Annotated in this window: 23 protein-coding genes; 20 read left to right on the forward strand and 3 right to left on the reverse strand. The window is 72.0% G+C overall.

Features of this window, described 5'->3' with window-relative positions; genetic code table 11:
* Positions 1-2 precede the first annotated feature (2 nt).
* The 8 genes from KLO01_RS09085 to KLO01_RS09120 all read left to right on the forward strand — a co-directional run bounded on the left by KLO01_RS09085 (position 3) and on the right by KLO01_RS09120 (position 5,932).
* Positions 3-887: a Fic family protein gene (locus tag KLO01_RS09085; protein ID WP_246136129.1), complete on the forward strand. Its 885-nt coding sequence runs from the start codon at positions 3-5 to the stop codon at positions 885-887.
* Between the two features lie 533 nt (positions 888-1,420).
* A complete protein-coding gene (locus KLO01_RS09090; protein ID WP_147064325.1) occupies positions 1,421-2,143 on the forward strand; it encodes a CpaE-like family protein in 723 nt (240 codons plus the stop codon).
* A 5-nt stretch (positions 2,144-2,148) separates the two neighbouring features.
* Positions 2,149-3,471, forward strand: coding sequence for a TadA family conjugal transfer-associated ATPase (locus tag KLO01_RS09095; RefSeq protein WP_246136130.1), 1,323 nt, complete (start codon positions 2,149-2,151; stop codon positions 3,469-3,471).
* The gene (locus KLO01_RS09100) at positions 3,468-4,208 is read left to right on the forward strand and encodes a type II secretion system F family protein (RefSeq protein WP_147064327.1); all 741 of its coding nucleotides are present in this window, start codon (positions 3,468-3,470) and stop codon (positions 4,206-4,208) included. The genes KLO01_RS09095 and KLO01_RS09100 overlap by 4 nt, the downstream gene beginning before the upstream one ends.
* On the forward strand, positions 4,208-4,846 hold the full coding sequence (locus KLO01_RS09105) for a type II secretion system F family protein (RefSeq protein WP_147064329.1): 639 nt from the start codon (positions 4,208-4,210) through the stop codon (positions 4,844-4,846). Before KLO01_RS09100 ends, KLO01_RS09105 begins: the two co-directional genes overlap by 1 nt.
* A 164-nt stretch (positions 4,847-5,010) precedes the next feature.
* Positions 5,011-5,205 carry a DUF4244 domain-containing protein gene (locus KLO01_RS09110; protein WP_147064331.1) on the forward strand — a complete coding sequence of 65 codons (195 nt, stop codon included), beginning with the start codon at positions 5,011-5,013 and terminating at the stop codon, positions 5,203-5,205.
* Positions 5,202-5,561, forward strand: a complete 360-nt coding sequence (locus tag KLO01_RS09115) for a TadE family type IV pilus minor pilin (protein WP_222611961.1) — start codon at positions 5,202-5,204, stop codon at positions 5,559-5,561. Before KLO01_RS09110 ends, KLO01_RS09115 begins: the two co-directional genes overlap by 4 nt.
* On the forward strand, positions 5,558-5,932 hold the full coding sequence (locus KLO01_RS09120) for an Rv3654c family TadE-like protein (RefSeq protein ID WP_147064333.1): 375 nt from the start codon (positions 5,558-5,560) through the stop codon (positions 5,930-5,932). The genes KLO01_RS09115 and KLO01_RS09120 overlap by 4 nt, the downstream gene beginning before the upstream one ends.
* Before the next feature lie 192 nt (positions 5,933-6,124).
* On the opposite strand, the gene KLO01_RS09125 is transcribed toward KLO01_RS09120, so the two are convergent.
* Both KLO01_RS09125 and KLO01_RS09130 read right to left on the reverse strand, forming a co-directional pair.
* Positions 6,125-6,676, reverse strand: coding sequence for a caldesmon family protein (locus KLO01_RS09125; RefSeq protein ID WP_186827982.1), 552 nt, complete (start codon positions 6,674-6,676; stop codon positions 6,125-6,127).
* A 122-nt stretch (positions 6,677-6,798) separates the two neighbouring features.
* On the reverse strand, positions 6,799-9,090 hold the full coding sequence (locus tag KLO01_RS09130) for a DEAD/DEAH box helicase (protein ID WP_147064334.1): 2,292 nt from the start codon (positions 9,088-9,090) through the stop codon (positions 6,799-6,801).
* A 111-nt stretch (positions 9,091-9,201) separates the two neighbouring features.
* Here KLO01_RS09130 and KLO01_RS09135 point away from each other — a divergent pair, with 111 nt between their 5' ends.
* The 8 genes from KLO01_RS09135 (at position 9,202) to KLO01_RS09170 (ending at position 19,802) form a co-directional block, all read left to right on the forward strand.
* Entirely contained in the window at positions 9,202-9,570 is a 369-nt protein-coding gene (locus KLO01_RS09135; RefSeq protein ID WP_147064336.1) for an STAS domain-containing protein, read from the forward strand.
* A 159-nt stretch (positions 9,571-9,729) separates the two neighbouring features.
* Positions 9,730-12,183 (forward strand): sodium-translocating pyrophosphatase, encoded by a 2,454-nt coding sequence (locus KLO01_RS09140; RefSeq protein WP_147064338.1) that lies wholly within the window; start codon positions 9,730-9,732, stop codon positions 12,181-12,183.
* Positions 12,184-12,402: 219 nt separating this feature from the next.
* The gene (locus KLO01_RS09145) at positions 12,403-13,368 is read left to right on the forward strand and encodes a type IV toxin-antitoxin system AbiEi family antitoxin (RefSeq protein WP_147064340.1); all 966 of its coding nucleotides are present in this window, start codon (positions 12,403-12,405) and stop codon (positions 13,366-13,368) included.
* Between the two features lie 124 nt (positions 13,369-13,492).
* On the forward strand, positions 13,493-15,004 hold the full coding sequence (locus tag KLO01_RS09150) for a DUF7059 domain-containing protein (protein WP_147064342.1): 1,512 nt from the start codon (positions 13,493-13,495) through the stop codon (positions 15,002-15,004).
* A 57-nt stretch (positions 15,005-15,061) separates the two neighbouring features.
* On the forward strand, positions 15,062-15,256 hold the full coding sequence (locus tag KLO01_RS09155) for a hypothetical protein (RefSeq protein WP_147064344.1): 195 nt from the start codon (positions 15,062-15,064) through the stop codon (positions 15,254-15,256).
* A gap of 111 nt (positions 15,257-15,367) precedes the next feature.
* Positions 15,368-16,072 (forward strand): TetR/AcrR family transcriptional regulator, encoded by a 705-nt coding sequence (locus KLO01_RS09160; protein WP_147064346.1) that lies wholly within the window; start codon positions 15,368-15,370, stop codon positions 16,070-16,072.
* The gene (locus KLO01_RS09165) at positions 16,072-17,808 is read left to right on the forward strand and encodes an ABC transporter ATP-binding protein (RefSeq protein ID WP_147064349.1); all 1,737 of its coding nucleotides are present in this window, start codon (positions 16,072-16,074) and stop codon (positions 17,806-17,808) included. The genes KLO01_RS09160 and KLO01_RS09165 overlap by 1 nt, the downstream gene beginning before the upstream one ends.
* Positions 17,805-19,802: an ABC transporter ATP-binding protein gene (locus KLO01_RS09170; RefSeq protein ID WP_147064351.1), complete on the forward strand. Its 1,998-nt coding sequence runs from the start codon at positions 17,805-17,807 to the stop codon at positions 19,800-19,802. Before KLO01_RS09165 ends, KLO01_RS09170 begins: the two co-directional genes overlap by 4 nt.
* Before the next feature lie 145 nt (positions 19,803-19,947).
* On the opposite strand, the gene KLO01_RS09175 is transcribed toward KLO01_RS09170, so the two are convergent.
* Positions 19,948-20,523, reverse strand: coding sequence for an NADPH-dependent F420 reductase (locus tag KLO01_RS09175; protein ID WP_147064353.1), 576 nt, complete (start codon positions 20,521-20,523; stop codon positions 19,948-19,950).
* A 141-nt stretch (positions 20,524-20,664) separates the two neighbouring features.
* On the opposite strand from KLO01_RS09175, the gene KLO01_RS09180 reads away from it, so the two are divergent.
* The 4 genes from KLO01_RS09180 to KLO01_RS09195 all read left to right on the forward strand — a co-directional run bounded on the left by KLO01_RS09180 (position 20,665) and on the right by KLO01_RS09195 (position 24,285).
* Positions 20,665-21,123 (forward strand): MarR family winged helix-turn-helix transcriptional regulator, encoded by a 459-nt coding sequence (locus KLO01_RS09180; RefSeq protein ID WP_147065208.1) that lies wholly within the window; start codon positions 20,665-20,667, stop codon positions 21,121-21,123.
* Between the two features lie 126 nt (positions 21,124-21,249).
* Positions 21,250-21,759 carry a VOC family protein gene (locus KLO01_RS09185; RefSeq protein WP_147064355.1) on the forward strand — a complete coding sequence of 170 codons (510 nt, stop codon included), beginning with the start codon at positions 21,250-21,252 and terminating at the stop codon, positions 21,757-21,759.
* Complete coding sequence (locus KLO01_RS09190; protein ID WP_246136132.1) at positions 21,756-22,406, forward strand: alpha/beta hydrolase; 651 nt, start codon at positions 21,756-21,758, stop codon at positions 22,404-22,406. The genes KLO01_RS09185 and KLO01_RS09190 overlap by 4 nt, the downstream gene beginning before the upstream one ends.
* Positions 22,407-22,521: 115 nt before the next feature.
* Positions 22,522-24,285, forward strand: coding sequence for a sodium:solute symporter family protein (locus tag KLO01_RS09195; RefSeq protein WP_147064357.1), 1,764 nt, complete (start codon positions 22,522-22,524; stop codon positions 24,283-24,285).
* Position 24,286: the final 1 nt, after the last annotated feature.

The following is a 24,286-nucleotide window of genomic DNA, read 5'->3' on the forward strand; positions in this document are numbered from 1 at the left end:
ACGTGGCCCCGACCCCCCTGCGCCCGACCCCGGTGCCGAACGTTCCCTCCGAGGTCGCGTCCGCGGTCACCGCCCTCGCGTCCCTGCCCGGCATCGCCGAGAAGGTCGACGCCGCACGCGAGGCCTGCACCCAGCTCCGCTGGCACAACGCCCTTCGCCGTCGCATCCCCGAGGCGGCCGCCGAGTCGAGGGTCCGTGGTGCCCGCGCCAGCGGTGAGCTCGACGGCGCCCGGCTCTCCGTCGAGATCGTCCGCGACCTCATGCGCGGGGCCGTGACCTGGCACGACGAGATGGACCCGGTCGAGCAGGTCATGCGCGGCGTCATCGCCGCCACCGCCGAGACCGAGCGCCTCGGCCCCGTCGTCCTCACCGCCCCGATGCAGGCCCTGGCCCGGCTCCACACCGCCGCCGCGGCCGGTCTCGTGCCCGACTCCGAGCTCGGCAGGCCGCGCCTCGACGGCGAGGACAGCCGCGAGTTCGTCGAGATCGGCGAGGCTCCTCCCGCTGCCGAGGCGCGAGAGCGCCTCGCTCGGGTCGTCGAGGTGCTCGCGAGCGCCGCGACCCTGCCCGTGCCGATCGTCGCTGCCCTCGCCCATGCCGAGATCGTCACCGCCCGCCCGTTCACCCGCGGCAACGGCGTCGTCGCCCGCGCCGTCGAGCGCGCCGTCATCCAGGCCGGTGGGCTCGACCCGACCGGCGTCGCGGTGCCCGAGGTGGGGCACGGCACGGGAGGTGGGCCGGCCTACCTGGGTGGGCTCACGGCATACACGCGCGGTGACGCCGCAGGCGTCGGGCTCTGGCTGACGCACTGCTGCGACGCCATCGTCGCGGGCGCGCAGGAGGGCGAGCGGATCGCCGACGCGGTCCTCGCCGGCCGCCTGACCTGAGCCGTTGTCAAGTCTTGTCGTCCCCGCCCAAGGGGAGTAGACAGGAGCCATCGGACAGGCCCTTGGCGGGGAACCACCCGATCTCGACAACCGCGAGACGCAACGGGTACCCACGCGCGGGCAGTCCACTGATGGACCGGTCCGTCCGGGCTCGACCCGGTACGACGGCGATGAGATGCACGCTTGGTCGCCCCGAGCACTCGCGGCGGATGACGCCCCTCCGGTAGGGGCGTCATCGTCGTGGTGACTACGGACTGACCAGATTTGGTTGAGTTTTCGTCCTTGCCTTGCACAGGGGGACCGGATCGGCGACGATGATCACATCGCTCCCCCTCGGGGTTGTAGCGAAGGGTGGTCCGGCTCCTCCCCCCCCGGAGCCTGGCCCACCCGACGGCCCCGGTCCTCCCCCCGACCGGGGCCGTCGCCTTTCCCCGTGCACCCGGTTGTCCACAGCCCGCGTATGCCGTCCGCCCCCGTCCACAGATCGCCGTCCGCGGGTGGTGGGCGGGGTCGCCGGCGGTGAGGGTCGCTCCATGACACCTCTCTCAGCTCCTCTCGTCGTGGTCCTCGGGGCCAGTGGTGGCCTCGGCGCCTCGACCTGGGCGGCGACGCTCGCGTGGCGGCTGTCGCTGCACCTCGGCGAGTGCGTGCTCGTGGACGGTGACGTGCGCGGGGGTGGGCTCGACATGACGTGCGGGACCGAGCACGTGCCCGGGCTGCGGTGGGCCGACCTCGCCCGGTTGCGGGGAGCGGCATCGTGCGCGCGGCTGCTGGCGGCGTTGCCGTGCGGCGAGGTTCCGCTGCTCTCGGCCGGTGGCAGTGGTGCGCCGGTGCCCGACAGTGCCGTGCTCGACGTCGTGGGGTCGCTGCGCGGTGAGGTGCCGGTGGTGGTCGACGCGCGCGTGGGGGCGGCGGTGACGTCACGGCTGCTCGAGGGAGCGGACGCGGTGCACGTGGTGACCGGGTTGCGGGCCCGGCAGCTGGCCGATGCCGAGGCGCTGCTGGCGGGTCTGGCGACGGGGTCCGGGGGCTCGGCTGTCGGGCTGGTGACTCGTGGCGAGCGGGCGGTGACGCCGGAGCTGGCCGAGGTGATCGAGCACCTCGCCCGGCCCCACCTCGCGCACCTGCGCGACGACGCCCGCGTGCGACGCGACGGCGAGCGCGGTGACTGGCCGGGTCTGCGAGGAGCACTGCGCGACAGGGCCGACAGCGTGGCGCTCGACCTCGTGGAGCGGCGTGGTCAGGGGGCGGCGTGAGCGGCGTGAGCGACGTGATCGGCGGCGGTGGGAGCGGTGTCGCGGCGGGCCGGTGGCCGGGCGTCGAGACGGCGATCCGCGGAGGTCGGGCTCCGGATGCCGGAGTCATCGCCGAGCTGACCGGCGAGGTGGTCGAGCTCGGTGCGCAGGGTGCCGCGGCTGAGGGCGCGCTGCTGCGCGAGAGGGTGCTCGGCTTCGGACCGCTCGAGCGGTGGGTCGGTGCACCCGACGTCACCGATGTCCTCGTCAACGGCGACGGATCGGTCTGGGTCGACCGCGGCCGCGGGACGGAGGCGACGGGGCAGGTCCTCGAGCCCGCCGCCGCCCGGGCGCTCGCGACCCGCCTGGCCGGGCTGGCCCGCCGGCGACTCGACGAGGCGCAGCCGTGGGTCGACGGGGTGCTGCCCGGTGGGGTGCGCCTGCACGCGGTCCTGCCGCCGCTGGCCGAGTCGGGGACGCACCTCAGCCTGAGGGTGCCGCAGCGCCAGCCCGTCGGTGTCGAGGGCCTGCGCCGGCTGGGTGCGGTGGGGTCCGAGTTGGGTGCGGTGCTGGGGCGCGTCATCGCGGCCCGGCTGTCGTTCCTCGTCGTCGGCGGCACCGGCGCCGGCAAGACCACGGTGCTCGGTGCGCTGCTCGCCGACTGCCCGTCGGACCAGCGGATCGTCGTCGTCGAGGACGTCCGCGAGCTCGACCCGTCGCATCCCCACGTCGTCCGTCTCCAGGGGCGGTCACCCAACGTCGAGGGCGTCGGCGCCGTGACCCTCGTCGACCTCGTCCGGCAGGGTCTGCGGATGCGGCCCGACCGGCTCGTCGTCGGTGAGGTGCGAGGGGCCGAGGTCCGCGAGCTGCTGTCGGCGCTCAACACCGGTCACGACGGGGGAGCGGGGACCCTGCACGCCAACGGTCTTGCCGAGACACCCGCCCGGGTCGAGGCGCTCGGGGCCCTGGCCGGGCTCGGGCGCGACGCCGTCCATGCCCAGCTGCGCGGGGCGGTGCAGGTCGTCGTCGACGTCGCCCGGACCGGCGGGGCGCGTCACATCCGGGCGGTCGGGGTGACCAGGTGGACCGGGGCGGAGGTCGTCGTCGACGAGGCATTCGTCGTGCGCCCGGGTGGCGGTGACGGCTCTCGCGGGGTGGTCACTGGTTCGCCGGACCTCGACGACGTGGTGCGCGGACCCGGCGCCGCCCGGCTCGAGGCTCTGCTCGTCGAACGGCTCGGCGCCTCTGCCGCACCGAGGCCGGACGCCGCGAGGTCGCCGGACGCCGCGAACTCGCAGCGCAACCTTGGCTCGTCCGGCGCCGGCATCCGGGACGGGAGAGTGGCATGACGGTCATCGCGGCAGGGCTCGTCGCGCTGGCGGTCGTGCTGTGGCCCCGAGGACGTCCTGGGTCGAGGCCGGGTCGTGCCGGGCTCGAGGGCGTTGGATCCCCGGCGGGAGGCGGTGAGCCTTCGGGTTCGGGCCTTGCCCGGCTCCGTGGGCTGCTGCGGCGAGAGGTGCGGTTCGGCCGGGCCCGCCGCGGGTGGGTGGCCGACTTCGCCGAGCTCGCGGCCGTGGGGCTCGACGCCGGGTTGCCGTCGGCCGAGGCCGCCCGCTTGGCCTGCACGGTCGGCGCCACCTCCTCGGACCCGGGCCCGCGGCTGCTCGCCGCCCGGCTGGCCGAGGTCGACGCCCTTGGAGGGGGTGTGGGCGGCTGCCTCGCCGACGAGGCTCCGGGGGACCCGGACCTCACCTTCCTCGCTGCGGCATGGCAGCTCACCGACGAGTTCGGGGTGGCTGCGGCGCCTGCGGCTCGTACCGCCGCCGAGGTCTTGCGCGAGCGTGCTGCGGCCGAGGACCGCCGGACCGTGCTCGCCGCCGGGCCTCGCGCCTCGATGTGGCTGCTCACGCTCCTGCCCCTGTCGGGACCGCTCGTGGCGGTGCTCCTGGGCCTGCCCGTCACCGAGGTCTACGGCGGTGTCGCGGCACTCGGGGCGACCGCCGTCGGCTGCGTCCTCACCGGCGTGGGCTGGCTCTGGTCGCGAGCGCTCGTCCGCCGGGCGCTGCGACCGGCGGAGGTCGGCTGATGCTGGCTGCCGCACTCGCCCTCGTCGTGGGTGCCGTGCTCCTGTGGCCGACACGGGATGGACCGTGGCAGAGCAGCTCCGAGCCCGTCAGTGACGAGGCCGGTTCGAGCCAGGGGTCCGGGCCCACCGGCACCAGCACCAGCACCGGCGCCGGTGCAGGAACTGATGCGGGCGCGGGCGACAGACCGGCCAGGGCGCCCACCGTCGACGAGGCCGCGGACGCCCTCGTCCTCTGTGCCCTGGCACTGCGCTCCGGTCTGGGCCCCGTCGAGTCGCTCGAGGCCGTGGCCGACCGGGTCCCGCCATCCGTGGCACGCCACCTGAGGATCGTGGCGAGTGCTCACCGCTGGGGGCAGGATGCCGCCACCTCGTGGGGTCACGTCGGTGCGGGCTGGCAGTCCGCCTCCTTGGCGTGGCAGGCAGCCGAACGGTCCGGAGCGGCGCCCGCCGGTGTCGTGCTCGCCGCCGCCCAGCGGATGCGTCGCGAGGAGGCCTCACGGGTCGAGACGGCGGTCCAGCGCGCCGGGGTGCTGCTCGTGCTGCCGCTGGGGGCCTGCTTCCTCCCGGGGTTCGTCGGGACGACGGTCGTTCCCGTCGTCCTCCACCTGGCCGGCGTCAGCCTCGGGACCAGCGGCTGACGACCCCGCGGGGCGCCACCGCCAGCCGCGCCGGCTGTCCACAGCACGGCAACACCGGACCACCCGTCCACAGGCCGGCTCACCGGGGCTGGTCACCCCACGAACCCTCGGCTGGACTCGAGTCGACGCGGGGACACGCCCCGCACCGATCGAGGAGCACCTCTGTGACACACCGTCTTTCGCGCCGTCTGGCGCACCTCAAGCAGTCCGCCGAGGCGGGCATGACGACCGCGGAGTATGCCGTGGGCACCCTGGCAGCCTGCGCGTTCGCCGCGGTCCTCATGGTCGTCGTGAAGTCGGGTCCGGTGAAGTCGGCGCTGGCCAAGGTCATCACCGCCGCCCTCGGCACAGGCACATGACCCGAGCCGCCCGGCGCGAGTCCGGCATGGTCACGGCGGAGATCGCCGTGGCCCTGCCGGCCCTCGTGCTCGTCCTCACCCTGGGTCTGGGTGCGGTGACGGCGATGACCGACCAGCTGCGGTGCGTCGACGCCGCACGGACCGGTGCCCGCCTCCTCGCCCGGGGTGAGGACGTCGGCCAGGTGCGCCGACAGGTCGCCGAGCAGGCGCCGGCCGATGCCCGCATCGCGCTGGACGTCGGGGCCGAGAGCGTCCGGGTCGAGGTGAGCGCCGACCTGCCGCGGGTCCTTGCGGGCCTGGGGGTCGGCGCACGCCCACGCGGTGTCGCCCATGCCGTGCCGGAGGAGCCTTCGTGAGACGCCGCGACGAGCGAGGCTCCGGGACGGTCTTCGTCACCGGGGCGCTGGGTGTGCTCCTCATCCTCACGGCGGCGGCCATTCAGCTCGGGGCGGCCGCCGGCGCCGCCCACCGGGCCCGGGCCGCAGCCGACCTCGCCGCCCTGGCAGGCGCGTCAGCCCTCCAGCAGGGCGGCGGCGACCCGTGCACCCGGGCCTCGGAGATCGTCACCCGCAACGGTGCACACCTCCAGTCCTGCACGCTGGGTGCGGCCGAGTCGGTGCGGGTGCGCGTGGGCATCGACGTGCCCGGCCGGTGGCCCGGGGTCCCGCGGGTGGCCGCCGCGGCAGCGCGTGCCGGGCCCTCCGACATCGACACGCCAAGCCCATGACGGTGCCAGCCAGCAGTCTGACGTCATCGCGTCATCGCGTCATCGCGTCATCGCGCCGCGACACCGTGGACACCTGAGACACCATGCGCCACGAATGCCGGACGCCCGGCACGGCATCAGGTGATGCGGTGCCGGGCGTCTCGTTGGCTCAGGCGCGGTCCGCCCCGAGCCGCTGCGGGCGGGGTCAGAGGGTCAGGCGCGCGGTTCGCGAGGGAGCTCGCGGGTCGAGTCGACGGTCCCGTCGGCGCCGCGCGGGTCGACGTCGCGTCGGTCGGTGACATGCGAGCCCTCGGCGTTCTGGGCCTCGGCGATCTCGGCGCGGCGGCGGGCCTCCTCGGTCGAGAGGTGCTGCTCCTCGACCCGCTCGTCCGCGTCGCGGCGCAGGTCGGCCGTCTCCTGCTCGCGGCGCTGACGCTCCTCGGCCAGCTTGCGCTCGTGCTGGGCGAACTCCTCCTGCATGCGCCGCTCGTCGTCGACACGACGCTGCTCGGCGAGCGCGGCCTGCTCCTTGGCCTCACGGCGACGACGCGAGCCACGGCGGATGCCGGCGCGCATGAGCGCCCACCCGAGCCAGAAGATCGTGATGACCGCGGCGCCCGTGATGAGCAGCGCGAGCGGGGGGAGGCTGACGGTGCCGTTGAGCACGTCGATGTCGACGCCGTCGGTGAGCGCGCGGGTCCCCTCGAAGAGGAGGATTCCGGCAGCGACGGCCAGCAGCACGAGGATGAGTCCAAGGATGATCACGCCTGCGAGGCTAGCGCGATCCTGAGGCGTTCTGCCTGATCAGCGCGGCCGAGTCCCGAACGTCCGTTCGTCGACCCGACCGCACGCAACGCGCCGTCGGGACGAACCGGCATACGCCCTGATCAGCCCGGTCGCGACATGAGGACGACGTCGAGCAGCCGCACGGCGCGGTCCTTGTCGAGCGGCTCGTTGCCGTTGCCGCACTTGGGCGACTGCACGCACGAGGGGCAGCCCCGCTCGCAGCGGCACCGGGCGATCGCGTCGCGGGTCGCCTCCACCCACTCGCCGAACGCCGTGTGGGCCCGCTCGGCGAAGCCGGCCCCGCCCGGGTAGCCGTCGTAGACGAGGATCGTCGGGAGCCCGGTGTCCGGGTGCTGGTCGGTCGAGACGCCGCCGATGTCCCAGCGGTCGGAGGTCGCCACGAGCGGCATCATGCCGATGGCCGCGTGCTCGGCCGCATGGGCCGCGCCGGGGATGTGCGCCTCCTCGATGCCCGCGGCCTCGAGCAGGTCCAGCGGCATCGTCCACCACACCCCCCGCGTGACGAGGGAGCGCTCGGGCAGGTCGAGCGGGTGCGTCCCGAGCACCTCCCCGGACGGGAGCCGCCGGAGGAACGACGTGACCTGGTTCGTGACCCGCACCGTGCCGAAGCAGACCTCGACCTCGCCCCACTGGTGCGTGCGCTGGGCGCCGAGGATCTCGAACGAGCTGCGCGACTGCGAGTGCGTACTCCATCCCGGGTCGCCCCGCACCACGGTCGCCGTCGCCGACTCCAGGTCGAGGTCGGTGACGACGAACGGGTCGCCCTGGTGCACGTGGACGGCGCCGGTGTGGACCTGCGAGTGGGCCGAGGCCTCGTCGATGGTCCCGAGGACCCGTCCACTGCGGCGCTCGACGATCGAGACGACCTCGGTGGTCCCGCGCAGGTTGACGTGGTCGCCCGGCCGGTCGTCACGGGCCCAGAACCAGCCGGTCGGGCGTCGTCGCACGATCCCGCGCTCGACGAGCAGGTCGAGAACCCCACGGGCGCCGGTGCCGAACATCGGCAGGTCGGCCTCGGTCAGCCGCAGCTCGTGCGCCGCCGCGGCGAGGTGCGGCGCGAGGACGTGCGGGTTGGCCGGGTCCATGACGGTCGACTCGATCGGAGCCCCGAAGATCGCCTCGGGGTGGTCGAGCAGATAGGTGTCGAGCGGGTCGTCGGCGGCGATGAACATCGCGAGCGACGCGCGACCCGACCTCCCGGCGCGCCCGGCCTGCTGCCAGAGGTTGGCGCGCCGCCCCGGCCACCCCGCCATGAGCACCGCGTCGAGCCCGCTGATGTCGACCCCGAGCTCGAGGGCGTTGGTGGCCGCGAGCCCGCGGAGCTCACCGTCGCGCAGGGCGCGCTCGAGCTCGCGACGCTCCTGGGGGAGATAACCGCCCCGGTATGCCGCGACCGTCGCCTCGGGCGTCCCGCCCACCTGCCCGAGCCGTCGACGCGCGGACGAGGCCAGACCCTCGACCCCGGCCCGGCTCCGGGCGAACGCCAGGGTCTGCACGTCACGCTCGACGAGCTCGGCGAGCAGCTCGGCGGCCTCCGTCGTCGCCGATCGGCGGCTGTCGTCGACCATGGGTGGCTCCCACAGGGCGAAGGTGAGCGCCTCGCGAGGTGAGCCGTCGACCTCGACGGCGCTCACCGGCATACCGATGAGACGGGAGGCGTGGGACGCAGGGTGGCTCACGGTCGCGGAGGCGAGCACGAAGGTGGGCTGGGCGCGATAGCGGGTCGTCACCCGGCGCAGCCGGCGCAGCACCGAGGAGACGTGTGAGCCGAAGACGCCGCGGTAGATGTGGCACTCGTCGATGACGACGTAGCGCAGCGCCCGCAGGAACGGCGACCAGTGCTGGTGGCCCGGCAGCAGCGAGTGGTGGAGCAGGTCGGGGTTGGTGAGGATGACGTTGGCGTGCTCACGGATCCAGCGGCGCTCGTCGGTGGGGGTGTCGCCGTCATAGGTCGCCGCGCGCACGCCCGGGATCGCCAGCGCCTCGATGCGCGCCAGCTGGTCGGCGGCGAGGGCCTTGGTGGGCGCGACGTAGAGGACGGTGGCTCCCCGCCCGGTCGGGGCGTCGAGCCCGTCGATGACCGCGGAGAGCGCCGGCACGAGGTAGCCCAGGCTCTTGCCCGAGGCGGTGCCGGTCGAGAGGACGACGTGCGAGCCGGCGTGGGCCAGGTCCATGGCCTCACGCTGGTGTGACCACGGCTGCGCGATGCCGCTGCCCGTGAGGCTCGACAGGACGGGGGTCGCGACCCACTCGGGCCACTGCGCGAGCTGCGCCGCGCGGGCCGGCAGGTGCTCGACGTGGCGCAGCCGGGTGCTGCGGTCCCCGGCCGCGAGGGCGGCAAGGAGCGCAGTCGGCTCGGCGGATGACGACATGGGGTTACCGTATGCGCGTGCACCGACACCGTTGACGGCTCCACGGCCCGCGGCGGTGCGCACGAGAAGAGATCCGAGATGCGGATGCACGAGAGCTAGGAGCCGGCCCCAGTGAAGCTGAGCCTGTCGAGGACCGAACGCGACGACGTCGCCATCATGACCGTGTCCGGTGAGGTCGACGTCTACACCGCACCGCAGCTGCGGTCCGCGCTCGAGGAGCGCGTCGCCGCCGACCAGACCAAGGTCGTCGTCGACCTCTCGGGGGTCAGCTTCATCGACTCGACCGGGCTCGGCGTGCTCGTCGGCCGGCTCAAGGTCCTGCGCAAGGTCGGCGGCTCGCTGCGCGTTGTCTGCACGGACGAGCGGATCCTGCGCCTCTTCGCCATCACCGGGCTCGACCGCGTCCTGCCGATCCACGACTCCGTGGACTCCGCGCTCGCGTCCGTCGACGAGACGGCTGACCCCGAGGTCACCGCCTGACCTCCGGCACCTCCGCCACCACCTCTGCCCCGGGGTGACAGCAGTCACACCGAGGTCCCGCCCCTGTTTGTGACCTGAGTCACCGGGTAAGGTCCACCCCGCGCCTGCCTGCGGCATACGGTCCGGGCCCCGAGGCGCGCACCCGTCAAGGAGGATGGAATGGCTGCACTCGCGCTCGCACCGGCCGAGGCGAGTTCCACGCTGGACCTCACCGGATCGAACGTCACGCTCGTCGTGGGGGTCGCGGTCATCGCCGTGATCGCCCTCGCCATGGGCTTCGTCTTCCGGCAGCAGGTCCTTCGTGCGGACACCGGAACAGACAAGATGCGCGAGATCGGCGCCGCCGTCGAGGAGGGGGCGCAGGCCTACCTCACACGGCAGTTCAAGACGCTCAGCGTCTTCGTCGTGCTCGTCTTCGGGCTCCTGCTCCTCCTGCCGGCACCCGACCTGGGCGTCAAGCTGGGTCGCTCCGGCTTCTTCATCGTCGGTGCGGTCTTCTCGGCCGCGATCGGTTACCTCGGCATGAAGCTCGCCACGAAGGCCAACGTCCGCGTCGCCGCCGCCTCGCGCGGTGAGAACGGCCGCGACGAGGGCATGCGCATCGCCTTCCGCACCGGCGGCACCGTCGGCATGGCGACCGTCGGCCTGGGCCTGCTCGGCGCCTCGATCGTCGTCCTCATCTACAAGGCCGACGCCCCCAAGGTGCTCGAGGGCTTCGGCTTCGGCGCCGCCCTGCTCGCCATGTTCATGCGCGTCGGCGGTGGCATCTTCACCAAGGCCGCCGACGTCGGCGCCGACCTCGTCGGCAAGGTCGAGGCCGGTATCCCCGAGGACGACCCGCGCAACGCCGCGACGATCGCCGACAACGTCGGTGACAACGTGGGTGACTGCGCCGGCATGGCGGCAGACCTCTTCGAGTCGTATGCCGTGATGCTCGTTGCCGCTCTCATCCTCGGCTCCGTGGCCTTCGGCTCCTACGGCCTCGTCTTCCCGCTGCTCGTCCCGGCGATCGGTGCGGTCACCGCGCTCATCGGTGTCTTCATCACCAAGGCACGCGCCGGTGAGAGCGCGCTCGACGCGATCAACCGCGGCTTCTACATCTCCGCAGCCATCGCCGCCGTGCTCTCGGGCATCGCCGCCTGGCTCTACCTTCCCTCGACGTTCGCCGACCTCGGCGCCCGCGACGAGGCGATCAGCGCGCTCGAGGGCAACCCGCGCATCACCGCGATCCTCGCCGTCGTCATCGGCATCGTCCTCGCGGCGATCATCCTCTGGCTCACCGGTCACTTCACCGGCACCGACAAGCGCCCGACCAAGGACGTCGCCCGCACCTCGCTCACCGGCGCGGCGACCGTCGTCCTCTCGGGCATCGGCGTCGGCCTCGAGTCCGCCGTCTACACCGCGGCGATCATCGGTGGCGCGGTCTACCTCGCCTTCCTCCTCGGTGGCGGGTCGGTCGCGCTCTCGCTGTTCCTCATCGCGCTCGCCGGCTGTGGTCTGCTCACGACCGTCGGCGTCATCGTCGCCATGGACACGTTCGGGCCGGTCTCGGACAACGCCCAGGGCATCGCCGAGATGTCGGGCGACGTCGACGCGGAGGCCGCGCAGATCCTCACCGAGCTCGACGCGGTCGGCAACACGACCAAGGCCATCACCAAGGGCATCGCCATCGCGACGGCCGTGCTCGCCGCGACCGCGCTGTTCGGCTCCTACACCGACGCCTGGCAGTCGGCGATCAACGAGATCGACGCCACCAAGCTCGACCCGAGCCAGATCGAGGCCGGCAACAAGGTCATCCAGAACGCCCAGGCGCTCGTGACCAACCCGTCCACGCTCGTCGGGCTCCTGCTCGGCTCGGCCGTGGTGTTCCTCTTCTCGGGTCTGGCCATCAACGCGGTGACGCGTGCGGCCGGCGCCATCGTGTTCGAGGTGCGTCGGCAGTTCCGCGAGATCCCCGGGATCATGGAGGGCACGACCAAGCCGGAGTACGGCAAGGTCGTCGACATCTGCACCAAGGACTCGCTGCGCGAGCTCACGACCCCCGGTCTGCTCGCCGCGCTGAGCCCGGTCGTCATCGGCTTCGGCCTCGGCATCGGGGCCCTCGCGGGCTTCCTCGCCGGCGCGATCGGCACCGGCTGCCTCATGGCCGTCTTCCTCGCGAACTCCGGCGGGTCCTGGGACAACGCCAAGAAGATCGTCGAGGACGGCAACCACGGCGGCAAGGGCAGTGCGGCCCACGAGGCGACCGTCATCGGTGACACCGTCGGTGACCCGTTCAAGGACACCGCCGGTCCGGCCATCAACCCGCTCATCAAGGTCATGAACCTCGTCGCGGTGCTCATCGCGCCGGCGATCGTCATCCTCTCCGTCGGCGAGAGCGAGTCGGCCCCGATCCGCTACGGCATCGCTGCCGTCGGCCTCATCATCGTCGTCGCGGCGGTTGCGATCTCGAAGCGTCGCGACCTCGCCATCGGCGGCGACGACGACGACGTCGAGGGTGTCGAGGAGTACGACGCCTCCGCGCCCGACTCCGGTGCCGTCACCGAGCCCGGCGAGCGGGTCGACGACTCGCTCGAGAACGACGACTCGCTCGAGGTGCCCGCGCAGCGCTGAGGCGAGCACACGGCATACGCCACGCAGTGACACGGCGGCCGGCCCACCCGAGAGGGTGAGCCGGCCGCCGTGCTGTGCGCCCCCCGACTGGGGCGCCCAGACCACCACGTCATGGCGAGACGAGCACCTCTGCCTGGCCGGTTCGTGAACCAGTGGTCGTCTCGTCCTGGGCTGTGGATGACGCCGCGGCCGGATGCGCCCCAGATGCCACGATCGACCATGCCCGCATCACGTCCTGAGCCGTTCCCGCCGGGTCTGCTGCGCCCGACCGCGGACCTGCGCCGGCTGGGCGAGACCCCCGAGGACCGCGACCCTGCCGGCGGGCCGAAGTGGACCAAGGTGCGACGGGGCGTGGTGGTTCGCGCCCACGTGTGGTCGACGCTCACTCCCGGTCAGCGCCACTCGGCGCTCGTTCAGGCGACAGCCCTGCAGATGACCGGTGGCGACCCTCCGCCGTTCTCTCACAGCGCGGCTGCGGCGCTCTGGCGGCTGCCGCGCGTCACCGCGTGGCCGGCGCGGGTCGACGTCACCGTCAGCGGTGCGCACTCCTCCGGTGCCGTCCGCCGCCACAGCGCCCAGGTGCCCGTCTCGGAGGTGGAGCGGGTCGCCGGCCTTCCGGTGACACCGCTGGTCAGGACGCTGATCGACGTGGCGCGGACGGAGGAGCTGACCGACTCCGTGGCGGCCGTGGACCATGCGCTGCACCACGGGCTGTGCACCCGCGAGGACCTGGAGGCCGAGCTCGACCTGGTCCCCGGTGGTGCGCGTGGCCGAGCCAGGGCCGCCCTCGTGGTGGCGTTCGCAGAGGCCGGCGCCATGTCGGTGGGCGAGTCGCTCTCGCGGGTCCAGATGTTCCGGCTCAACATCCCCCGACCGAGGCTGCAGGTCGTGATCGAGGATGCCGACGGTCTCGCGGGCATCGGTGACTTCGGCTGGGAGCGCGAGAGGGTGGTCGGCGAGTTCGACGGCCGCACGAAGTACGCCGTGCCAGCTGGGGCGACGTCCGAGGAGGCGGCCGAGGTGCTGTGGCGCGAGAAGCGTCGCGAGGACAGGATCCGGGCCACGCAGCGCCGAATGGCGCGATGGGTCTGGGCGGATGCGGCCCGGCCGACCCAGATGGCCGCCAAGCTCGCGGCGCAGGGCGTGGAGAGGCAGCCGCGGAACACGTGGTTCGACGCAGCGTGAGGTCGAGACGACCAGTTCTTGCGCAGACGCCCAGTCAGAGGTGGGTCGCTCGTGAACACGTGGTCGTCTCGCGGCATCGAGTCGCGGCGCTGGGCGGGTGAGGGCTGCGCCCTAGGCTGGCGCCATGTCTGCTCCCGTCCCGCACGTCGACGAGGACCTCGTCGCCCGCCTGCGCACCGACCTTGCCGCCGCGGAGTTCACCGTCACCGGTGTGCTCGACGTCCTCGGTCCGCTCGCCAGCTCCGCGCTCGGGCGTGAGCAGCCCCTGCCCGCCCGCCGGGTGGCGAGTGCGTCGTCGTCGCCGGCGGCCACCCTGATCCGGCTCTTCACCCTCGGCGACCCGGTCGACGCCAGCGAGGTCGAGCGCGCCCTGCCGAGGCTGCGCGTGCACGGCGCCGTCGCCCTCGGGCTCGTCACCGAGGAGGGTGACGGCGTCGTCGCGCGCTTCGACATCCGTCCCTACGCGTCCGACGAGAGTCACTGGTGGGTCGCCTCCGACCTCGCCGAGGTGGCCACCGGCTCGCCGGTGCGCGAGGACCACGTGCTCGGCATCGGCGGAGCCTCGACGACCCTCGCGCAGTGGACCATCCGCCGACCGGTGAGCAGCGCCCTCGACCTCGGCACGGGCTGCGGCGTCCAGGCGCTCCACCTCGGCAGCCACGCCGACCACATCGTCGTCACCGACCTCTCGGAGCGGGCCCTGGCCTTCGCCCGCTTCAACGCCGCCCTCAACGGGTGCACGTGGGACGTGCGGTCCGGCTCGATGCTCGAACCCGTCGCGGGACAGCGCTTCGACCTCGTCGTGAGCAACCCGCCGTTCGTCATCACGCCGCGCTCGGGCGAGGTGCCGCTCTTCGAGTACCGCGACGGCGGCGCCGCCGGTGACGCCGTGGTCGCCGGGCTCGTGCGCTCGGTCGGCGAGCACCTCGAGCCGGGGGGAGTGGCCCAGTTCCTCGGCAACTGGGAGGTGCCGCGCGGCTCGACGTGGACCGAGCGCGTCGGCTCGTGGCTGGACGGCGCCGGTGTCGACGCGTGGGTGGTCCAGCGCGAGGTCCAGGACCCCGCAGAGTACGCCGAGACCTGGTCGCGCGACGGTGGTCACCACGCGGGGACCGCGGACTTCGACGCGATGTATGCCGCGTGGCTCGACGACTTCGCGTCTCGCGACATCGAGTCGATCGGCTTCGGGGTGATCACGCTGCACCGCCCCACCGGCGACCGCGAGCCGTTCGTCGACCTCATGGACGAGCGGGGGCCGGTGCCGCCGGCGATGGGTGACACGGTCCGGGTCGGGCTCGAGGCCCGGGTCTGGCTCGCCGAGCACTCGGACGACGACGTGCTCGACCAGGCGTGGAAGGCCACTCCCGACGTCACCGAGGAGCGGCACACGCTCCCCGGCGCCTCCGACCCGTCGGTCATCGTCGCCCGGCAGGGGAGCGGGCTGGGACGCGTCATCCAGCTCACGACGGTCACCGCGGCATACCTCTCGGTCGCGGACGGCGAGCTCACGCCGAGGCAGGCCGTCGGCGCGATCGCGGGGATCCTCGAGCTCGACGCCGACGAGACCGAGCGTGAGGTCGTGGCGTTCGTCCGGGACGCCGCCAAGGACGGCCTGCTCGTCCGCCCGACGGACTGAACGACTGAGTCCGCGGCTGCCCCGCGCCCGACGGCCGCGCGCGCCTATGTTGGGGACATGAGCCAGCACCCGGACAGCGACCAGCAGGGCGACCAGGACGGCACCGTGTCCGAAGCGGGGTCCAGCACCCTCAACCCCGAGACCGCGCTCGGGGGAGCCGACAGCGTGCCCGACACCCCCGACGTCAACGACCCCGACGAGGGCGGCTCGACCGACGCCAATGTGGCGCGCGAGGAGTCCGACCCGGCCTGACGAGCCTGCCTGCGAGTGAGTGAAGCAGCCCTCGCAGGCCGGATGCCCCGTGATCTGAGCACGCGGGAAAGACAGTTGTGAGTGAGTGCTCACTCACTCATACTTGGAGGCGTGACTCCTCCTCGCGCCCCGGCCATGAGCGCCGACGACCGTCGGGCCTCGATCATCGCCGTGACGATGCCGCTGCTCCGTGAGAAGGGGCGGGTCGTCAGCACCAAGGAGATCGCCCGCGCGGCAGGCATCGCCGAGGGCACGATCTTCCGGGTCTTCGACAGCAAGGAAGACCTCATCGACGCGACGGTCCACGACGCGTTCGACAACTCGACGCTGCTCGTTGAGCTGGCCGAGGTCGAGCGGGCGCTCTGCCTGCGCGACCGGCTCGCCGCCGCGGTCGCGATCATGCAGAGCCACCTCGAGGGCGTCTTCGCCCTCATGACGGTGCTCCACGCGTCGGGCCAGCCGATGCGGCCGCCGAAGCACGACGGCGACGCCCACAAGCGCCGCGAGGAGGCGACCGCCGAGCTCGACGCGGCGTTCGTCGAGCTCATCGGCACCGATGCGGAGCTGCTGCGGGTCAGCCCCAGGCAGTTCATCGGCTACCTGCGGATGCTCACCCTCTCGAGCGTCCATCCCATGCTCGGCGGCGAGTCGTCCACCCCGGAGGAGCTCGTCGACGTGCTGCTCGAGGGTGCCCTCGACCGCACCGCCCTCCCGCCGGCCACCACCCCGGCCACCATCTCGGCCCCCACCCCGGCCACCATCTCGGCCCCCACCCCGGCCACCCCCTCTCCCACCACCTCGAGGAAGAAGACGTAGTGCTGCTCCGACTCATGCGCGACTACCTGCGGCCCTACCGCGGGTCGCTCGTCGTGCTCGTCCTGCTCCAGCTGGCGGGCACCATCGCCTCGCTCTACCTGCCGAGCCTCAACGGCAAGATCATCGACGAGGGCGTCGCCAAGGGCGACACCGGCTACATCGTCACGACCGGCGGCTGGATGCTCGCCGTGTCGCTCGTCCAGATCGCGGCCACGGTCGCCGCGACCTACCTCGGCGCGAAGGCCGCTGCCGGTCTCGGGCGCGACCTGCGCGCGGGCATCTTCGCCAAGGTCGGGGACTTCTCGGCCCAGGAGGTGTCCCGCTTCGGTGCGCCGACCCTCATCTCGCGCAACACCAACGACGTGACCCAGGTCCAGACGGTCGTCTTCATGGGGGCCGCGATGATGGTGTCGGCGCCGATCATGATGGTCGGCGGCATCGTCATGGCCCTGCGCGAGGACGTCGGGCTGTCGTGGCTCGTGGCCGTCGCCGTGCCGTTGCTCGCGCTCTGCGTCGCGCTCGTCATCCGCCGGATGATCCCGAACTTCCGCCTCATGCAGGAGTCGGTCGACTGGGTCAACCGCGTGCTGCGCGAGCAGATCACCGGCATCCGGGTCGTGCGTGCCTTCGTCCGCGAGGACCACGAGCGCGCCCGCTTCGCCGAGGCCAACACCCAGTACACCGGCACGGCCCTGGCCGTCGGCCGCCTCATGGCGCTCGTCTTCCCGATCGTCATGGTCATCTTCAACGCCTCGACCGTCGCGGTGCTCTGGTTCGGGGCCCAGCGCGTCGACAGCGGCCAGATGCAGATCGGCGCCCTCACGGCGTTCATGGCCTACCTCATGCAGATCCTCATGTCGGTGATGATGGCGACCTTCATGTCGATGATGATCCCGCGTGCGACGGTCTCGGCCGGGCGCATCGCCGAGGTGCTCGACACGGCCTCCACCGTCGTCCAGCCGATCCAGCCGACGACGCTGCCCGCGGGCGGCACGTCGGTCGAGCTGCGCAACGTCGAGTTCGCCTACCCGGGCGCCGATGTGCCTGTGCTGCAGGGCGTCTCGCTCACCGCCGAGCCCGGTCGCACGACTGCGATCATCGGCAGCACCGGGTCGGGCAAGTCGACGCTGCTCTCGCTCATCCCGCGCCTCTACGACGTCACCGACGGCGAGGTCCTCCTCGCCGGGGTCGACGTGCGTGACGCCACCCTCGAGGACGTGTGGGGGCGGATCGGTCTCGTGCCCCAGAAGCCGTACCTCTTCACCGGCACCGTCGCCTCCAACCTGCGCTACGGCGACGCCGACGCGACCGACGACGACCTCTGGGAGGCGCTGCGGATCGCGCAGGCCGAGGACTTCGTGCGCGCCATGCCCGAGGGGCTCGACAGTGCCATCGCCCAGGGCGGCACCAACGTCTCGGGTGGCCAGCGCCAGCGCCTCGCCATCGCGCGCGCCCTCGTCGCCAAGCCCGACGTCTACCTCTTCGACGACAGCTTCTCGGCCCTCGACCTCTCCACGGACGCGAGGCTCCGGGCGGCACTCAAGCCGGTCACCCGGCATACGACGGTTGTCGTTGTCGCACAACGGGTCTCGACGATCATCGACGCCGACCACATCATCGTCCTCGAGGACGGCGCGGTGGTCGGCTCGGGCACCCACGACGAGCTCCTCGAGACCTGCCCGACCTACCTCGAGATCGTCGAGAGCCAGCGCAGCGCAGAGGAGGCGGCAGCATGAGCACCGACCGGATCCTCACCGAGGAGGAGAAGGCCGCCGAGCAGCGCCGCGGCCCCGGCGCCACCCAGCGCGGCGGCCCGCCGCACATGCGGATCGGGCAGCCGGGCGAGAAGTCGACGAACTTCCGGTCGTCGGCCAGGCGGTTGCTCGGCCTCCTGCGACCCGAACGCCTCTCCCTGTATGCCGTCCTGGCCTTTGCGCTCGCGAGCGTCGGTCTCAACGCCATCGGGCCGAAGATCCTCGGGCGTGCCACCGACCTCATCTTCGCCGGGGTCGTCGGCAAGCAGCTGCCGTCCGAGGGCACGGTCGCGCAGATCGTCGCCGGTCTGCGGGCACGCGGCCAGGACACCTTCGCCGACATGGTCGAGGGCATGCCGCACCTCGTCCCCGGGGTCGGCATCGACTTCGGCGCCGTCGGCCGGGTGCTGCTCCTCGTGCTCGGCATCTATGTCGTCGCCAGCCTGCTCCAGTGGGCCATGGGCTGGATCCTCACCGGGGCGGTCAACCGGACGATCTTCAACCTGCGGCGCGACGTCGAGGACAAGCTCAACCGGCTGCCGCTGCCGTACTTCGACAACCAGCCGCGGGGCGAGCTGCTCAGCCGGGTCACCAACGACATCGACAACGTCTCGCAGAGCCTGCAGCAGACCCTGAGCCAGCTGCTCACCTCGCTGCTCACCGTCGTCGCGATGGTCGGCATGATGCTGTGGATCTCGCCGCTGCTGGCGCTCATCGCGCTCGTGACGATCCCGGTGACGATGGTCGTCACGGCCGTCATCGGCAAGCGCTCGCAGAAGCACTTCGTGCAGCAGTGGAAGTCGACCGGCGAGCTCAACGGCATCGTCGAGGAGACGTTCACCGGTCACCAGCTCGTCAAGGTCTTCGGGCGGCAGGAGGAGGCACGGGCGGCGTTCCGGGCCAAGAACGACGACCTCTTCGACGCCGGGTTCGGCGCGCAGTTCGTCAGCGGCATCATCATGCCGACGATGATGTTCATCGGGAACCTCAACTACGTCATCATCGCCGTCGTCGGCGGGCTGCGCGTGGCGAGCGGGTCGATGACCCTCGGTGACGTCCAGGCGTTCATCCAGTACTCGCGCCAGTTCACCCAGCCGCTCACCCAGGTCGCGTCCATGGCGAACCTCATGCAGTCCGGGGTCGCCTCTGCCGAGCGGGTGTTCGAGGTGCTCGACGCTCCCGAGCAGCGGGCCGAGGCCGGTGCGCCGACCGTGCTCGACGACCCGCACGGGCGTGTCGAGTTCGAGGGCGTGTCGTTCTCGTACACCCCCGACAAGCCGCTCATCGAGGGTCTGGACCTCACCGTCGAGCCCGGCCAGATGGTCGCCATCGTCGGCCCCACCGGCGCCGGCAAGACGACGCTCGTCAACCTCATCATGCGGTTCTACGAGCTCGACGCCGGTCGGATCACCCTCGACGGCGTCGACATCACCGACCTGTCACGGCACAACCTGCGCAGCGAGATCGGCATGGTGCTCCAGGACACGTGGCTGTTCGGCGGGACCATCCGCGACAACATCGCCTACGGCCGGCCCGACGCCACCGACGACGAGGTCGTCGCGGCGGCCCAGGCGACCTATGTCGACCGCTTCGTGCACTCGCTGCCCGACGGCTACGACACGGTGCTCGACGCCGAGGGTGGCAACATCAGCGCCGGCGAGAAGCAGCTTGTGACCATCGCCCGCGCGTTCCTCTCGGACCCGGCGCTGCTCATCCTCGACGAGGCGACGTCGTCGGTGGACACACGCACCGAGCAGCTCGTCCAGCGGGCGATGTCGGCACTGCGCCAGGACCGGACGAGCTTCGTCATCGCGCACCGGCTCTCGACGATCCGCGACGCCGACCTCATCCTCGTCATGGAGAACGGCCGGATCGTCGAGCAGGGCTCGCACGCGGACCTGCTCGCCGCCGGTGGTGCCTTCGCGGACCTGTATGCCGCACAGTTCCGTTCCGCCGTCGCCGAACCCGTCGAGTAGGCCGGCCCTCCGTGGCTTGCGTCCGCAACCCTGGTCGAGACGGTGACCAGAGTTGCGGACGCAAGGGGACGGCATACGACAGCGTCCGTAACCCTGGTCGAGAAGGTGACCAGAGTTGCGGACGCTGTTGCGTTGGGGGCGGGGGTCAGCGGATGACGCCGAAACCGCCGTTCCAGGAGACCTTCTCGGCGGCGGCGAGGGTGATCTGGAGGAAGCCGAGGGCCTCGAGCTCACGGGCCCGCTTGAGGGCACCCGCGTCGATGACCGTGAGGCCACCGGCCTCCACGACCTCGGTCACGAGGGCCTTGGCGTCGGCGTCGTCGCCCGCGATGAGGACGGTCGTGGGAATGGGGCCGACCTCCTTGGCGACGAGGGTGCCACCGAAGGTGGTGTTGAACGCCTTGACGACCTTGGCCTCGGGCAGGGCCTCGGCGATGACCGCGGCGGCGGAGGAGTCGGCGGGCACGGTGAGCGAGTCGAACGTCTCGAAGTCCACCGGGTTGGTGATGTCGATGACGACCTTGCCGGCGAGCTGGTCGCGACGGGCCTCGACGATGCCGGCGACCTCGCCGTAGGGGACCGCGAGGACGACGACGTCGCCGGTGACGGCGGTGGCCGCGTCGGCCTTGCCGAGGACCTGGACGTCGTTGTCGCCGTTGCCGGCGATGCCCGCGATGGCGGTGCCCATGGTGCCGCTGCCGAAGATGGTGATGCTGGTCATGTCGAGACTGCCTTCCGAGGTGGGGACTTCTGCGGTTACTTCAATCTACAACTAACCACGACGCCCGTCCATTCCCGAGTCCGCGGATAAGGTCGACGGGTGAACGACACCAGTGAGCCGCGGTGGCTCGACCAGGCGGAGATGACGGCGTGGCTGCGGCTCGTCGCCGTGAACGAGCGGCTGCCCGGCGTCCTGGACCAGCAGCTGCGGCGCGAGAGCGGGTTCACGCACTTCGAGTACCAGGTGCTCGCGATGCTCTCCGACGCCCCCGAGCGCACCCTGCGGATGACGCAGCTGGGCCTGCAGACCAACGCGACGCTGCCCCGCCTGTCGCACGTCGTCAAGCGCCTCGAGGACCGCGGGCTCGTCGAGCGGTCGGTCGCGCCCGAGGACAAGCGGGCCATCAACGCAGCCCTCACCGACGACGGGTTCGCAGCACTCGCGGAGGCCGCGCCGGGTCACCTCGCGAGCGTGCGCGCCCACGTCTTCGACCCGCTGTCCCGGGAGCAGGTGCTCGCCCTGTCCGAGGCGCTCGCGGCCATCCTCACGAAGGTCGACCCCATGGGTGACGCGCCGCAGGACCGTCGCGCCACCTCCTGACCGCCCCGCCCGACCCGCCCGACCCGCCTGGCCCGCGCTGCCCGCCCCCGAGGACCCGTGGAACAACGCTGCCCGGATCTCCGTTAGGATAGTTGTCATAACAACTAATCACCCAGGAGAGCAGCCGTGAGCATCAACCCCGTCCGTCTCAACCACGCCGTCTTCTACGTCGCCGACCTCGACCGGTCCGTCGCGTTCTACACCCAGGTCTTCGGCATGGAGATCGCCGCGAGCGAGCCGCGGATGGGTGCGGCCTTCCTCCGCCTGCCGCGCTCGGGCAACCACCACGACCTCGGCCTCTTCGGTGTGGGCCAGAACGCCGCCCCCAAGACCCGCGGCCTCGGCCTGTACCACCTCGCCTGGCAGGTCGACGCGATCGAGGACCTCCAGACCGCCCGCGACCTCCTCCAGCAGGTCGGCGGCTACACCGGCGAGTCCGACCACGGCGCCACCAAGAGCGTCTACGGCATGGACCCCGACGGCAACGAGTTCGAGATCATGTGGATGCTCCCCACCGAGAAGTGGGGCGAGTTCGACGACCTCGCACCGGTGCTCCCGCTCGACCTCCCCGGCGCGATCCGCGAGTGGAGCGGTGTCCACACCGCCGGTCGCATCGTCACCGAGGCCTCCGCGTGACGGACTTCGCTGCGCCGGTCGTGGCAACGGCCGGCGGCGACGCAGCCCGAACCGCCGACCCCGCGACGCCCCTCGTCGTCCTCCTCCACGGCCGCGGCTCGGACGAGCGCCAGATCCTCACGCTCGCCGGGCACCTGCCGGAGGGGCCGGCATACGCCGCGGTCCGGGCGCCCATCGCGGAGGGAGGCGGCTACGCCTGGTTCGCCAACCGGGGCATCGGCCGTCCCGTCGCCGAGTCGCTCGCCGAGACGACGGCGTGGTTCACGACGTGGCTCGACGAGGTGGCCCCGGTGGGTCGCCCCGGCGTCCTCGTCGGCTTCAGCGGCGGCGCGGCGTTCGCCGGTGGCCTGCTCCTGCAGGACCCCACGAGGTATGCCGGCGTCGCGGTCCTCCACGGCACGCTTCCGTTCGACGCGGGGCTGGCGGTGACGCCGGGCGGCCTCGAGGGGGCGCACACCTTCGTCGCGCAGGGCGACCAGGACCACGTCATCCCGCGCGAGCTGCTCGACCGCACGTGGGAGCACCTCACCGCCGGTTCCGGTGCCACGACCCGCTCGCACCGGGACCCGGGCGGCCACGGCGTCACCCTCGAGCTGCTCGTCGAGCTCGGCGGCTGGATCACGGAGCGCCTAGACCCGAGCCGCTGACCAGCAGCGACCGCCGAAGACTGCCGGGCCTCCACCCGGCACGGCGACCGGCGCGAGAGTAGGTTGAACGGCGTTCGGGCTCACGGAGCCGACGTCGACCCGGAGGATGCCGCTGATGCCATCGACCCTCGCACCGGTAGCCCTGGCGGCTGCTGAACCGCTCATCGACGCGAACGTCGTCGACTACCTCATCGTCGCGCTGTACTTCGCGTTCGTCATGGGCATCGGGCTCGCCGCCCGACGCGCCGTCTCCGACTCCATCGACTTCTTCCTGTCCGGCCGGTCGCTGCCGGCATGGGTGACGGGCCTGGCGTTCATCTCGGCCAACCTCGGCGCCGTCGAGATCATGGGCATGTCGGCCAACGGCGCGCAGTACGGCCTGCCGACGGTCCACTACTTCTGGGTGGGCGCCATCCCGGCGATGCTCTTCCTCGGCATCGTCATGATGCCCTTCTACTACGGCTCGAAGGTGCGGTCGGTCCCCGAGTTCATGTTCCGGCGCTTCGGCACCGGGGCCCACCTCGTCAACGCCATCAGCTTCGCCATCGCGCAGCTCCTCATCGCCGGCGTCAACCTCTTCCTCCTGGGGTCGATCGTCCAGGCGCTGCTCGGCTGGCCCCTGTGGGTCGCCCTCATCGTCGCCGCGGCGATCGTGCTCTCCTACATCACGCTCGGTGGCCTCTCGGCGGCGATCTACAACGAGGTGCTCCAGTTCTTCGTCATCGTCGCCTCGCTGCTGCCGCTCACCCTCATCGGCCTGCACCGCGTCGGCGGCTACGGCGGCCTCAAGGACAAGATCACGGCCTTCGCCGAGGCCGCACCGGCCAAGGCCGAGGTGGCGCCGGCTGCCCAGCAGCTCGAGTCCTGGCCCGGTCAGGCCCTCACCGGCTTCGACTCCGGCTTCCTCTCGGTCATCGGCATCGTCTTCGGTCTCGGCTTCGTCCTGTCCTTCGGCTACTGGACGACGAACTTCGTCGAGGTCCAGCGCGCCATGGCCTCGAACTCGATCTCGTCGGCGCGCAAGACCCCGATCATCGGCGCCTTCCCCAAGATGTTCGTGCCGTTCATCGTCATCCTCCCCGGCATGGTCGCGGCGGTGCTGGTGAAGGAGATCATGGATCTCAAGAACGGCGGCACACCGACCGGTGGCGCGAGCGGGGACGTCAAGTACAACGACGCGCTCCTCCTGCTCATGCGCGACGTCCTGCCCAACGGCCTCCTCGGACTGGCCATCGCCGGTCTCCTCGCGGCGTTCATGGCGGGCATGGCGGCCAACATCTCCGCGTTCAACACGGTCTTCAGCTACGACCTGTGGGAGCGCTACATCCGCAAGGACCGCAGCGACGACTACTACCTGCGGATCGGGCGTCTGGCGACGGTGGCCGCGACGATCATCGCGATCTTCACGGCGTCGATCGCCGGCGGGTTCTCGAACATCATGGACTACCTCCAGACGCTGTTCGGGTTCTTCAACGCCCCGCTCTTCGCGACGTTCATCCTCGGCATGTTCTGGAAGCGGATGACGCCGACAGCGGGTTGGACCGGCCTCGTCGCCGGAACCCTCTCCGCCGTCCTCGTGGCCTTCCTGTCCAAGGACGCGTTCGGCACGGCGAGCCTCGGGGTCATCCCGCTCGAGGGTCAGGGCGCGAGCTTCGTCGCCGCCTCGACCGCCTTCGTCGTCGACATCATCGTGTCGGTCGCGGTGTCACTGGTCACCACGCCCAAGCCGGCCTCCGAGCTGAAGGGTCTCGTCTACTCCGAGACGCCCAAGGAGGACCTCGTCGACCCGGACGAGGCGGCCCGCCCGTGGTTCCAGCGCACGATCCCGCTCGCGGTCATCGCGGGTGTCCTCGTCCTCATCCTCAACGTCGCCTTCTAGG

The organism is Knoellia locipacati (assembly GCF_007992835.1).
Taxonomy (GTDB): Bacteria; Actinomycetota; Actinomycetes; order Actinomycetales; family Dermatophilaceae; genus Knoellia; species Knoellia locipacati.